The 13,197-nt window shown below is 73.7% G+C and carries 8 protein-coding genes and 1 pseudogene; 4 read left to right on the top strand and 5 right to left on the bottom strand.

Annotated features, from left to right (window positions below):
- Positions 1-49: 49 nt before the first annotated feature.
- A complete protein-coding gene (locus ABZ721_RS35545; protein ID WP_358792916.1) occupies positions 50-319 on the bottom strand; it encodes a DUF4235 domain-containing protein in 270 nt (89 codons plus the stop codon).
- Between the two features lie 323 nt (positions 320-642).
- On the opposite strand from ABZ721_RS35545, the gene ABZ721_RS35540 reads away from it, so the two are divergent.
- The gene (locus tag ABZ721_RS35540) at positions 643-2,001 is read left to right on the top strand and encodes an NAD(P)/FAD-dependent oxidoreductase (RefSeq protein ID WP_358792915.1); all 1,359 of its coding nucleotides are present in this window, start codon (positions 643-645) and stop codon (positions 1,999-2,001) included.
- 19 nt (positions 2,002-2,020) lie between these two features.
- Complete coding sequence (locus ABZ721_RS35535; RefSeq protein ID WP_358792914.1) at positions 2,021-3,550, top strand: MFS transporter; 1,530 nt, start codon at positions 2,021-2,023, stop codon at positions 3,548-3,550.
- A 12-nt stretch (positions 3,551-3,562) separates the two neighbouring features.
- On the opposite strand, the gene ABZ721_RS35530 is transcribed toward ABZ721_RS35535, so the two are convergent.
- Positions 3,563-4,723: a PP2C family protein-serine/threonine phosphatase gene (locus tag ABZ721_RS35530; RefSeq protein ID WP_358792913.1), complete on the bottom strand. Its 1,161-nt coding sequence runs from the start codon at positions 4,721-4,723 to the stop codon at positions 3,563-3,565.
- A gap of 95 nt (positions 4,724-4,818) precedes the next feature.
- Here ABZ721_RS35530 and ABZ721_RS35525 point away from each other — a divergent pair, with 95 nt between their 5' ends.
- Positions 4,819-5,310, top strand: a complete 492-nt coding sequence (locus ABZ721_RS35525; RefSeq protein WP_358792912.1) for a MarR family transcriptional regulator — start codon at positions 4,819-4,821, stop codon at positions 5,308-5,310.
- A 25-nt stretch (positions 5,311-5,335) separates the two neighbouring features.
- Here ABZ721_RS35525 and ABZ721_RS35520 read toward each other — a convergent pair whose 3' ends face one another.
- Both ABZ721_RS35520 and ABZ721_RS35515 read right to left on the bottom strand, forming a co-directional pair.
- Positions 5,336-7,726 carry a SpoIIE family protein phosphatase gene (locus tag ABZ721_RS35520; RefSeq protein ID WP_358792911.1) on the bottom strand — a complete coding sequence of 797 codons (2,391 nt, stop codon included), beginning with the start codon at positions 7,724-7,726 and terminating at the stop codon, positions 5,336-5,338.
- 173 nt (positions 7,727-7,899) lie between these two features.
- Positions 7,900-10,851: pseudogene (locus tag ABZ721_RS35515) on the bottom strand (response regulator); the annotation flags it as partial.
- A 326-nt stretch (positions 10,852-11,177) separates the two neighbouring features.
- On the opposite strand from ABZ721_RS35515, the gene ABZ721_RS35510 reads away from it, so the two are divergent.
- Positions 11,178-12,128, top strand: a complete 951-nt coding sequence (locus ABZ721_RS35510) for an anti-sigma factor RsbA family regulatory protein (RefSeq protein ID WP_358792910.1) — start codon at positions 11,178-11,180, stop codon at positions 12,126-12,128.
- Positions 12,129-12,272: 144 nt separating this feature from the next.
- Here ABZ721_RS35510 and ABZ721_RS35505 read toward each other — a convergent pair whose 3' ends face one another.
- The gene (locus ABZ721_RS35505) at positions 12,273-13,148 is read right to left on the bottom strand and encodes an RNA polymerase sigma factor SigF (RefSeq protein ID WP_358792909.1); all 876 of its coding nucleotides are present in this window, start codon (positions 13,146-13,148) and stop codon (positions 12,273-12,275) included.
- Between the last annotated feature and the right edge of the window lie 49 nt (positions 13,149-13,197).

Genomic DNA, 13,197 nt, shown 5'->3' with positions numbered 1-13,197 from the left:
CCGCGGGTCCCACCGGCATTCTCACTGCCGCGCCGCAACGGCGCTCCTGCTAGTCGCCCGGCCAGGTGCCGGTGACACGGCGCCAGCCGACGGCCCCGCCCCGCTGCACGGCCGCGCGGACCACCGAGAAGATCACGCCCTCGATGGCTGCCGCGGCCAGCACCTCGCCCCATGTGTGGTCGCTCTCGAGCGGTTCCGGGGCGTCCCCGGGTCCGACCCGGTCCCACACCTTCCGGAAGATCAGCCCGGCCACGGCGCCGCCCGCCATACCGACGACCAGGCCTATCGGCTTGTACACGACTTTCGCTGTCTTCGGCACAGCGATGCCCCCTTCTCCTTCACCCGCGGTCCACCGCAGGTGTCACTTCACCGCATCGACGGGTCCGAACGCCATACCCGGTCCGGACCCCGCGTCCCGGCTGAGGTCCGACTGCCCCCTCCCCCTGCCGCTACGCCTGCGCCGCACGTCGTGATCAAACGGGTGACGGGATGTTTTCCGTACCGGATCGCGGGTTAGCCGGAACCATGGAGCCCGTTCACACCGTCCGACCGGCCGGTGACCGGGCCGGGCCCGCACGGCGTCGCGCTGTCGCGATCGTCACCGCGTCGCCGACCGCGTAACGGACAACGGAGGCTGTGGACATGGACCGACCCCGGATCGTCGTAGTGGGAGGCGGGTTCGCGGGGCTGGAGTGCGCGCGCCGGCTGGAGCGCCTGCTGGGGCCCGACGAGGCGCAGATCTCGCTGATCACCCCCTTCGGGTACTCGCTGTACCTGCCCCTGCTGCCCCAGGTCGCCTCCGGGGTCCTGACGCCGCAGTCGGTGGCCGTCTCGCTGCGCCGGATCCTGCGGCGCACGTCCGTCATCCCCGGCGGGGCGATCGGCATCGACCCGCAGGCCAAGGTCTGCGTGGTCCGCAAGACGACCGACGAGACCGTCAACGTCCCGTACGACTACCTGGTCCTCGCACCCGGCAGCGTCACCCGCAGCTTCGACATCCCGGGCCTGGAGGAGAACGCCCGCGGGATGAAGACGCTGGCCGAGGCCGCGTACCTGCGTGACCACGTCATCGCGCAGCTCGACCTCGCCGCGAACAGCACGGACCGCGCGGAGCAGGAGGCGCGGCTGCAGTTCGTGGTGGTGGGCGGCGGCTACGCCGGCACGGAGACGGCCGCCTGCCTGCAGCGGCTCACCACCGGGGCGCTCAAGCGCTACCCGCGCCTGGACCCGTCGCTGATCAAGTGGCACCTGATCGACATCGCCCCCAAGCTCATGCCGGAACTCGGCGACGAGCTGGGCCGCAAGGCCATGACCATGCTGCGCCACCGCGGCGTCGAGGTCTCGCTGGGCGTCTCGGTCGCCAAGGCCGCCCCGGAGAGCGTCACCCTGACCGACGGCCGGGAGCTGCCCTGCCGCACGCTGGTCTGGACGGCCGGTGTCGCCGCCAGCCCGCTGATGGGGACCCTGGGCACGGAGACCGTCAAGGGGCGCCTCGTGGTGGACGCGTCGATGGAGGTCCCCGGCCTGGACGGCGTCTTCGCGCTGGGCGACGCCGCCGCCGTTCCCGACCTGGCCCGCGGCGACGGCCAGATCTGCGCGCCGACCGCGCAGCACTCCCAGCGCCAGGGCAAGGCGGTCGCGGACAACGTCGTCGCGGTCCTGCGCGGCCAGGAGACCCGTCCCTACGTCCACAAGGACCTCGGGCTCGTCGTCGACCTGGGCGGCACCGACGCGGTCTCCAAGCCGCTGGGCATCAACCTCTCCGGCCTCCCGGCGCAGGCCGTGGCGCGCGGCTACCACCTGATGGCGCTGCGGACCAATGTCGCCAAGGTGCGCGTGGTGACGAACTGGGTGCTCAACGCCACCGCCGGCGACGACTTCGTGCGCATCGGCTTCCTGGCCCGGCGGCCCGCCCGGTTGCGGGACTTCGAGTACACCGACGCGTATCTGACACCGGAGCAGATCCGCGAGCATACCGCTCCCCTGGCCGCGCGTTCCTGATCGCCGAGGAGGCGTCCCCATGTCGCTGTCAGACACCCCGAGCCGGTCGCACGGCTCCGACAGACCCGGCGGCGACCCGTCGGAGACCGGCACGATCACCACCGCGGTGCCGGCCCGCCTGGACCGCCTGCCGTGGTCGCGCTGGCACTGGACCATCGTGATCGGTCTGGGCACGGTGTGGATCCTCGACGGCCTCGAGGTCACGGTCGTCGGCAACATCGCCGGCCGGCTCTCCGAGCCGGGCAGCGGACTGGACATCACCTCCTCGCAGGTGACCGGTCTGGCCGCCGCCCTGTACGTGGCCGGGGCGTGCGTGGGCGCGCTGTTCTTCGGCTGGCTCACCGACCGGTACGGCCGCAAGAAGCTGTTCCTGATCACGCTGGCCGTCTACCTCGCGGCCACCGCGATGACCGCGCTGTCCTTCAACTCCTGGTGGTTCTTCACCTTCCGGTTCCTGACCGGGCTGGGCATCGGCGGCGAGTACGCGGCGATCAACTCGGCCATCGACGAGCTGATCCCGTCCAAGTTCCGCGGCCGGGTCGACCTGATCATCAACGGCAGCTTCTGGCTGGGGGCCATCGCCGGCTCCCTGCTGTCGGTGCTCATGCTCGACACGGACATCTTCGCCATCGACGTGGGCTGGCGGCTCACCTTCGCCCTGGGCGTGGTGCTGGGTCTGATCATCCTGGTGGTGCGGCGGCACGTGCCGGAGTCCCCGCGCTGGATGTTCATCCACGGCCGGGGTGAGGAGGCGGACCGGCTGGTGGCGTCCGCCGAGGAGCAGATCAAGCAGGAGAAGGGCCGCGACCTGCCGGAGCCCGCCGGTGAGATCACCATCCACCAGCGCGCCTCGATCGGCTTCGGCCTCATCGCGAAGACGGTCTTCCGCGACTACCCCAAGCGCGCCACGCTGGGCCTGGCGCTCTTCGTGGGCCAGGCGTTCCTCTACAACGCGATCACCTTCGGCTTCGGCGCGATCCTCACCACGTTCTACGACGTCCCCACCGGCCACACCGGCTACTACTTCGCGGTGATCGCGGCGGGCAACCTGATGGGTCCGCTGCTGCTGGGCCGGCTCTTCGACACCTGGGGCCGGCGCCCCATGATCGCGGGCACCTACATCGGCAGCGGGCTGCTGCTGTTCGGCACCGCGTGGCTGTTCGGCAACGGCAACCTGACGGCCAACACCCTGACGGCGTGCTGGTGCGTGGTGCTGTTCTTCGCCTCCACCGGGGCCAGCAGCGCCTACCTCACCGTCTCCGAGATCTTCCCGATGGAGACCCGGGCGATGGCCATCGCGTTCTTCTACGCGATCGGCACGGCCGCGGGTGGCATCACCGGCCCGCTGGTGTTCGCCAAGCTCACCGAGTCCGGGGTGGTCGACGACACCGTTCTGGCGTTCTGCATCGGCGCCGCGCTGATGACGGTGGCCGGGATCGTCGCCGCCTTCCTGGCGGTGCCGGCGGAGGGACGCTCCCTGGAGGACATCGCCACCCCGCTGTCGGCCGCGAAGCCGTCCACGCCCAAGACGTCCACCCCGGCCACCTGACGGCCCGGCGGGTCAGGCGGGCGCGCCGAACCAGTCCAGGCATACGACCAGCGCGTCGTCGTCACCCTGGGACGAGCCGCGGTGCGCGGTGAGCGCCTCGAGTACGGCCCGCGGCACATCGGCCGCGGGCAGCAGCCGGGTGGCCAGCAGCGCGCGGCCCAGCGCCCGCTCGCCGTACGTCTCGCCGCCCGCACCGGGGACCGCGTGCACCCCGTCGCTGACGAACAGCAGCCGGTCGCCCGGCAGCACCTGGAACGACTCGGGCACGTAGTCGGTACCGTCGAACATGCCCAGCGGGAGCTGGGCGTCGAACGGCAGCGGCAGCACCGCTCCGTCACGCAGCAGGAACGTCAGCGGGGAGCCCGCCTCGATGACCTCCACCCGGCCGGTGGCCAGCTCGAAGCGCAGCAGCAGGCACTCCAGATGCTGCTCGCCGCGGTGCTGGCCGTACAGCGCCTGGTCGGCGAGCGCGGCCTGGTCGGCCAGGCCGAGTCCGGCCCGGCGGGCGTTGCGCAGCGCGCCCACGCCCAGGCTGGTGAGCAGGGCCGCGTCGATGCCGTCGCCCATCCCGTTGGTGATCGACAGGAGCAGCGCGTCGGGCGAGGAGGACCAGTCGAAGTTGTCCCCGAACGTGTCGTACGCGGGCTCCAGTTGCGCGCCGAGCGCGAACTCGGGCCGGAGGCAGGAGCGGGCGGGCAGCAGCTGCCACTGCATCTCGGCCGCGAGGGTGAGCCGGTCCAGCCGGCGCGCCTGGACGTACAGGTCGGTGTCGCGCTCGGCGACCACCACCTCGTGGGCGAGCAGCACGGCGATCTCCAGCAGCTCCGCGACGGCGTCCTGGGCCGGCGGCTGCGCGAACGTGACGCTCAGCACGCCGAGCCGGTCCCCGCGCGCGGTGACCGGCAGGTGCAGGACGCTGTTGCCGCCGCGCCGCTCGACGTGCGGTTCCTGCGAGCCGAAGGCCCGCCCGGCGCCCGATCCGTGCACCGGCAGTGCCGGGGTACCGTGCGGCGGAACCGTCATCGCCTGCAGGTAGCCCAGGCTGTAGTCGGCCATCAGCAGGTCGGCGCCCAGGGCGTCGTGACTGCGGGCCAGGATCGGCCGCAGGACGTCGAGCAGGGCGGGAGAGGTCGCGGCGCGCAGCGCGCGTTCGCACTCCTGGGGAACGTTCATCGGTGGCCGGCCATGCCTTCGATCGATGGGGCGGTACTCACCGGCGGGTGCCGGAAAGCTGACAGTCGGGGTCTGACAATGCGAAGGTGAAGGCTATGCACTCCTCCCGATCCGCAACTCACCTCGAGGAGGCGGCAGGCGCCGCCTCGGACATCACCGAGCTGCTCGAGGTGCTGTGGGGCCGCGGACGGGACGATTCCGCGGCACCGGTCTCGGCATCGCAGCTGCGGGTGCTGTTCATCCTCGCGGACAATGAGGACATCAACCTCCGCAACCTGTCGGAGGCGCTGGGCTCGACCCCGCCGTCCGTCAGCAGGCTCTGCGACCGGCTGCAGGCCGTCGGATACCTGGAGCGCGACCCCAATCCGGAGAGCCGCCGCGAGGTCCGGCTGCGGCTGAGCGGGCGCGGGGCGAAGTTCCTGGAGGAGTTGCGGGCCCGGCGCCGCGAGCAGCTGTCGCAGGTGCTGGTCCTGATGCCGCCGTCCGCGCGGGCGGCCCTGCTCAGCGGGCTGCGCGCCTTCCAGCACGCCGCCGCTGCCGAAGGGTCCGCGGCGCCGGGGCACTCCGCCGCCGCACACATCGCGTAGCGGCCTCCCGCGGCGCACGGGCGGCTCACCGCGGCCGGAAGCCGATGACGCAGGTGTCGTCATCGGTGTCGGAGTTGCTGTGGGTGAGCAGCCGGTCCAGGTCCTTCTCCAGGTCGCCGGTGGGCGGCCCGGCGTCGCGCAGCAGCTGCTCCAGCGACTGGTTGACGGTCCGGTCCCGGCGCTCCAGCAGCCCGTCGGTGTACAGCAGCAGAGTGTCCCCCGGCGCCAGCAGGACGGTCTCCTCCGCGTACCGCGCCTCCGCCACGGCGCCGAGCAGGATGCCGGCGGGCAGCGGCAGCACCGTGGAGCGCTCGCCGCGGACCAGGACCGGCGGCGGGTGCCCGGCGCGGGCCCAGCGGACCACCCGGGTCGCCGGGTCGTACAGTCCGCAGACCACGGTGGCGGTGACGTGCTCGGTGAGCCGGTGGGCGACGGTGTTGAGCCAGCCCAGCATCCGGCCCGGTCCCGCGCCGGTCGCGGCGAGGCCGCGCAGCGCGTTGCGCAGTACGACCATGCCGGTGGCGGCGTCGATGCCGTGCCCCGCGATGTCGCCGACCACCAGCAGGACCTGCTTGCTCGGCAGCACCACGACGTCGTACCAGTCACCGCCGACCAGGTGCCGCTTCTCCGCCGGCCGGTAGCGGACCGCGACCTGCAGCCCCGACACCTCGATGGGGGCGGGGGCCGCCGGCATGATGGCGCGCTGCAACTGCAGGGCCAGCTCGTCGCCTTCGTCGGCGCGCTGCTCGGAGTCGGCGAGCCGGTCCCGGGTGGCCGCCAGCGCGACCTCCGTCCAGTGCTGCGAGGAGACGTCCTGGTAGGCGCCGTGCACGGTCATCGGGCCGCCCGCCGGACCGGGCACCGGCTCCGCGACGGCCCGGATGTAGCGGACCACCCCATCGGGCCGCAGCAGGCGGAAGGCGGTCGACGCGGGCCTGCGCCGGTGCAGCACCTCCCGCAGGAACCGTCCGATGACGTCGGCGTCGTCGGGGTGGGCGTGGTGCTGCAGGCGCTCCAGCGGGATCGGCGCGGAGTCCGGCGGCAGCCCGTAGAGGTCGAACAGCTGGCTGTTCCAGATGACCTCGCCGATGGCCGGGGTCTCCTCGAAGCCGCCGATCCGGCCCAGCCGCTGGGTGTGTTCGACCAGGGCCGCCAGGCGCGTCGCGCTGTCGTGGGTGCGCCAGCTCACCAGCAGGCAGTCGCCGTACCGGCCGATGCCCAGGTCCGCGGTCGCCTGCGGCAGCGCACCACCGGCGGTGGCCGGCAGGACCATCCGCTCGGTGCGGAACGGCTCGCCGGTGGTGTGTGTCCGCAGCGCCCGCTCGAACAGCCCGCCCGGCGCGGCCGCCAGCGGATAGACCTCCAGCAGCGACCGTCCGGTGACGTCGGCACGCGGGCGGCCGGCGAAGTCCGCGCAGAGCTCGTTGGTGTACGTGATGCGGAAGTCGCCGATCCGGCCCTGGTCGTCCACCAGGGGCCGCAGGACCATGGCGCGGTCCAGCAGGCCTTCGGCGAGGGCGCCGAGCGGGTCGGCGCCGGCCGCGAGCGGGTCGGCGGCGTCCGGTACGGCGGAGCCGGCCCCGTCCAGGGTGTGCGCGCACAGTTCGGCGAGGCCGGCCAACTGGCGGTGCACCGCGCGCGACAGCGGCTCGCCCGGCTCCGGCCAGCACACCTCCAGGACGCCGACCGTGCGGTTGGTCCGCCGGGCGGGGATCAGTGCGCGGGCGCCGTCCCCGGTACCGGACAGGCCGATGGACACGGCCGAGGCGGGCGGCGCGCCGTGCCACAGCGTCCGCCCCGACAGCAGCGCCTGCTGGGCCAGCACCCCGACGCGGGGCGGCACGTACCGCCAGCGGACGGCCTCCGCCGCGGGGAATCCCGCGCTGCCGGCGAGGGTGAGCGACCCGTCCTGGTCGGCCTGCCAGACCGCCACGGCGGTGGCGCCCAGCGGCCGCAGCGCGTGGACCAGCAGCGACCGCGCGACCGCCGGCGCGTCGGTGCCGCTGAGCGCGCCGGCCTCCGCCATCCGCAGCCGGACGGCCTCGGGGGGCGCGGTCCCGTCCGCATCCCCTTCCGGGGCCGGCACGGCGCGCGCCAGCATGTCGCGTGCCGCTTCGTTGACGATGTCGGCGGCCAGCTCGGCGGCAGGCAGCCCGGCCCGGTCGGCGAGCTCCTCCAGCTGCCGGGCGGCTCCGGCGGGTCCGCCCACGCCGCGCTCGACGAGGATGCCCTTCGCCACGTCGAGCAGTCCCCGGGTCGCGGCGGCCCGCTCGTGCGCGTCGAGTTCGCGGCGCAGCCGCGCCACGACCGCCGCCAGCCGTTCCACCCCGAGCCCGCCCGTGACAAGCTCCGCGAGCGGCTCGCGCGGCAGCGGCCGGTCCGTGTCCGGGGCGGGGTCGGGGGCGGGCTCGTTCACAGACGGGATTCCTTCGGGTCTCATCAGGTGGTGCGGGGCGCTGGAGTGCGGTTCGGGTCGGCACGGCGGGTCGGTTCGGGTCGGTTCACGGTGGTTCGGGGCCGGGGCCCGGTGCCGGGCGCCCGACCCGGGGGCGCGGGGGACGGCCGCCGGGGGCGGCGGCTCGGGGGGGCCTACCGCAGCCGGCGCCGGATACAGGAGATCAGCTGGGCGGAGTCCACCGGTTTGGTGACGTGGTCGTCGGCGCCGCAGGCCAGGCTCTTCTCCCGGTCCCCGTCCATCGCCTTGGCCGTCACCGCGATGATCGGCAGCTCGGCGTGGCGGGGCATCGCCCGGATCGCGGCCGTGGCCGCGTACCCGTCCATCTCCGGCATCATCACGTCCATCAGGATCAGGTCGACATCCGGGTTCAGGTCGAGCGCGTTGATGCCCTCGCGGCCGTTCTCCGCGTGCAGGACCCGGACGCCGTGCTGTTCGAGCATGGCCGTCAGCGCGAAGACGTTGCGGATGTCGTCGTCGATGACCAGGATCGTCCGCCCGTCGAGCCCCTCGGCGGCCCCGCCGGCGCTCCCCCGCGGCCGGTGCGACAGCAGGTGCCGGGCGATACGCTCGCGCAGCTCGTCGAGCCCGGAGAGCACCTGCAGCGGGCGGTGGCGGGCCCGCTCGGCGATGTCCCGCTGCCGCGCCGGGTCCAGCCGCCGCGTCGGGTGGACGAGGACCGGGACCCCGCGCAGCGCCGGGTCGTCCAGGAGCGCGTCGAGCGAGCGCAGACCGGACTCCCCGTTCGCGTCGAGTCCCAGCACCACGCAGTCGTACGGCTCGGCGGTGAGCGCCTCCGCGACCTCCGCCGTCCCCGCGGCGCTGCGCACCCGCACCCGGCCGCGCGGGTCGGCCGGACCCCGGCCGTGGTCGAGTTCGGCGACGACGCTCTCGGCGACGAGCGAGAGCAGCCCGCGCGGCCGGTCCTCGATGATGAGCAGCCGGCGCGGCTCGGACGCCCGCTCCACCGGATCCGGACCCGGCTCCGGGTGCCGGCGGCCGGGGTGCCCGTTCCGGTCCGGTGCCGGGGAGGACAGCACGAGCGGGTCCGCCGCCGCGTCACCGGCCGCCGCCGGACGCTGTCCGGGTGCGCCGGGGTGGGCGACGGGCAGCCGGAACGTGAAGACGCTGCCCTCGCCGCGGACGCTGGACGCCTGGATGGAGCCCCCGAGCAGCTGGGCGATCTCCCGGCTGATCGACAGCCCCAGGCCGGTGCCGCCGTAGCGGCGGCTGGTGGTGCCGTCGGCCTGCTGGAACGCGCCGAAGACCGCTTCGAGCTGCTGCTCCGCGATCCCGATGCCGGTGTCGCGGACCTCCAGGGCCAGCACGGGCCCCTGGGAGGCCGCCCCCGCCGAGGCCTCCTCGGGCGGGGCCGGGTGGACGCGCAGCGCGACCTCGCCCGCCTCGGTGAACTTCACGGCGTTGGACAGCAGGTTGCCCAGCACCTGGCGCAGTCGGGCGTCGTCGGTGAGCACCTCCGTGGGCGTACCGGGCGCCACCTCGACGCGGAACTCCAGGCCCTTCTGCGTGGCCTGCGGCCGGAAGGTGGACTCCGCCCACTCCACGAGCCCGCGCAGCGGCACCCACTCGGGGGCGATGTCCAGCTGGCCCGCCTCGACCCGGGACAGGTCCAGGATGTCGTTGATCAGCTGCAGCAGGTCGGACCCGGCGGAGTGGATCACGCCGGCGTACTCGACCTGCTTGGGCGTGAGGTTCTGGTGCGGGTTCTGGGCGAGCAGCTGGGCCAGCACCAGCAGGCTGTTGAGCGGGGTGCGCAGCTCATGGCTCATGTTGGCGAGGAACTCGGACTTGTACCGGGAGGCGAGCGCGAGCTGCTGGGCGCGCTCCTCCAGCTCCCGGCGCGCCTGCCCGATCTCCCGGTTCTTGGTCTCGATGTCCCGGTTCTGCACGGCCAGCAGGGCCGCCTTCTCCTCCAGCTCGGCGTTGGAGCGCTGCAGCTCCTCCTGCCGGACCTGCAGCTCACCGGAGCGCGCCTGGAGCTCGGCGGCCAGCCGCTGCGACTCGCCCAGCAGCGCGTCGGTGCGGGCGTTGGCGGCGATGGCGTGGACGTTCGCGCCGACGGTCTCCATCAGCCGGTCGAGGAGGGCGCGCTGGATCGGTGTGAAGCGGTACACCGAGGCGAGCTCGATGACGCCCAGCACCCGGTCCTCGGCGAGGATCGGCAGCACGATCAGGTTGGCGGGCGGGGTGTGGCCGAGCCCGGAGGAGATCACGTACCCGGCCGGGATGTCGTCCAGGGCGATGGTGCGGCGGCTGCGGGCCGCCTGGCCGACGAGGGACTCACCGAGCCGGAAGCGGACCGGCCCGTCGCTGCCGCCGGTGCCTGTACCGGTGGGACGGCCGTAGGAGCCGATCAGCCGCAGCTCGACGCCGTCGGGGGTGTCGTGCGCGAGGTAGAACGCTCCGTACTGCGCGGCGACGAGCGGCGTCAGCTCATCCATGATCAGTTCGGCGACGGCGTCCAGGTCCCGGCGGCCCTGCATCAGGCCGGAGAGGCGGGCGAGGTTCGAGGTGAGCCAGTCCTGCTCCTGGCCGGCCCGGGCCGTCGCGCGCAGCGACTCCACCATCGCGTTGATGTTGTCCTTGAGGTCGGCGACCTCGCCCCGCGCCTCGACGCCGATCCGCTGCGACAGGTCGCCCTCGGCGACCGCCGTCGAGACCTGGGCGATCGAGCGGACCTGGGTGGTGAGGTTGCCCGCCATGGCGTTCACGGAGTCGGTGAGGACCTTCCAGGTGCCGCAGGCGCCCGGCACGACCGCCCGGCCGCCGAGCCGGCCGTCGCCGCCGACCTCGCGGGCCACCCGGGTCACCTCGGCGGTGCACACCGCCACCTGGTCGACCATGCCGTTGAAGGCGGCGGCGAGCTCGCCGAGCAGCTCCGTGTCGCCGGGCAGCCGGGTGCCGAAGTCGCCGTCGCGGACCGCGGTCAGGCCCGTGAGCAGCCGGCGCAGCGCGGGCTCGGCCGGCGGGCCGCCGCGGCCGGTGGAGTCCGCGGCGCGGTCCCGTGACGGGTCGTCCGCACGGCCGCGCGCACCCTCGGTGCGGCCGCGCTGCGGCTGCACCCGCGCACCCACGTCCACCACGTCGCCCACGCCCGTCCTCATCCCGCCATCACGCCGTCACCGCATGCCGAGCGGGTGCGCCGAGGTACTTGCTCTTCGTTGCCGCATGACAAATGTTGCCGTGCCCTTGGCAGGCTAGCCCAGCATCCCGCCTTCCCGCGCCACACGCCAGGACTTCGTCGGCGAGGGCCACCCGGAGGCAGGGGTCGCAGGGGTGCCATCGTTCGCCGCGACGCGGGCAGACTGCTCATCAAGCACAATGGGACGTTGAGGGCGGGTGCCGCGGTGTGGTCGCGGACGGGGCCGCTGTCGATGGAGGCGTAGTGAAGATGAGCCCGATACCGCAGGAGAAGACGCGCCGTGGCGGGTTCACGCATCCAGCGCTCCTCTACCGCGGCAGCGACGCCTACCTCGCCGGGATCGTGCCGTTCATCACCGGGGGCCTCGACCGCGGCGAGCCGGTCGCCGTCGCCGTCCCCGGCCCGAACCTGGCCCTGCTGGAGGACGCGCTCGCCGACCGCGCCGGCGAGGTGCGGCTGCTCGACATGACGCTGGCCGGCCGCAACCCGGGCCGGATCATCCCCGGCGTGCTGCGCGCCTTCGCCGACGCGCACCCCGGCCGCCGGGTGCGGATCGTCGGCGAGCCGATCTGGCACGGGCGCTCGGCCACCGAGTACCCGGCCTGTGTCCAGCACGAGGCGCTGATCAACCTCGCCTTCGCCGACCGCGACGGGACGATCCTGTGCCCCTACGACGTGGAGCGGCTCGCCCCGGAGGTCCTGGCCGACGCCGCGGACACCCACCCCGTCCTCGTCGACGAGACGGGCAGCCTCCCCAGCCCGGCGTACGACCCCGCGCGCACCGTCGCGAAGTGGAACCTGCCGCTGCCCCAGGCCCCGGACGGCGCGCTGACGCTCGCCTTCGACGACGCGACCCTGGCCGAGCCCCGGCTCACCGCGTCCCGGTACGCCGTCGGCGCCGGCCTGGAGCCGGGACGGATCCCGGACGTGGAGCTGGCCGTGAACGAGCTGGCCACCAACACCGTCCTGCACGGCGGCGGTTCCGGCACGATGCGGGTGTGGACCGAGGACGGCCACGTCGTGTGCGAGCTGCGCGACCGCGGACACCTCACCGATCCGCTCGTCGGCCGCCTCCCGGTCGTGCGCGCCACCCCGGGCGGCCGCGGCATGCTGCTCGTCAACCACCTCGCCGACCTGGTGCGGATGCACACGACGGCGCGGGGCACGACGCTGCGCGTGTACTTCGCCCTGGCGGCGTAGCGCGCGGGCGACGGCACCGCCCGACGCCGCCCGGCGCGTTCACCTGGACGGAACACGCTGAAGGGCCGCTCACGCATCCGCGAGCGGCCCTTCAGGGTCCTTCTCAGCCTTCTCCGGCCGGCCGCGCCCGCGCGGCGCCCGGGGTCACTCCTGGATCAGCAGCTGCCCGCGCAGCCGCGTCAGGGTCCGGTTGAGCAGGCGCGAGACGTGCATCTGCGAGATGCCCAGCTCCGCGCCGATCTCCGCCTGCGTCATCTCGGCGCCGAAGCGCATGTTCAGGATGTGGCGGTCGCGCGGGGCGAGCTGGGCCAGCAGCGGCTTGAGGGTCTGCAGGTTCTCCACCGACTCCAGCGCGGGGTCGAGGTCCCCGAGCCGGTCGGCCAGCACGCCCTCCCCGCTGCCCTCGTCCTCGCCCGCGGGGATGTCGATCGACCCGGCGACGTAGCCGTTGCTGGCGAGCTGGCCCTCGACGACCTCCGCGGGGGTCAGGTCGAGCAGCGCGGCCAGCTCGTCGGTGGTGGGCGCGCGGTCCAGCCGGGTGGCCAGCTCCTCGGTGGCCTTGGCCAGCTCCAGGCGCAGCTCCTGCAGCCGGCGCGGCACGTGCACGGCCCAGCTGGTGTCCCGGAAGAAGCGCTTGATCTCACCGGTGATGTACGGGATGGCGAAGGTGGTGAACTCCACCTCGCGCGACAGGTCGAACCGGTCGATCGCCTTGATCAGGCCGATCGTGCCGACCTGCACGATGTCCTCGCGCGGCTCGGAGCGGTTGCGGAAGCGTCCGGCAGCGAAGTTCACCAGCGATATGTTCAGCTCGATGAGGGTGTTGCGGGCGTACTGGTACTCGCGCGTGCCCTCTTCGAGGGTCCGCAGCCGGTCGAAGAACAGCTTCGACAGCTCCCGGGCGTCCTTGGGCGCGAGCTTGCCCGGGGACTGGACGCGCGGCAGCTCCGCCGCGTCCGTGTCCGTCTCGGGAAACCGCACCGCGGTCGGGGAAGTCCGCGTCGCTACCGAGCCCGCCATGTCGCCCTCCTCAGGATGTCCACCTCGTCGAGGCGTCGTATACCCGTGC

The organism is Streptomyces sp. NPDC006733 (assembly GCF_040636125.1).
GTDB lineage: Bacteria > Actinomycetota > Actinomycetes > Streptomycetales > Streptomycetaceae > Actinacidiphila.
Note: the sequence above shows the minus strand (reverse complement) of the source record. Positions and strands in the feature narration are given on the sequence as shown.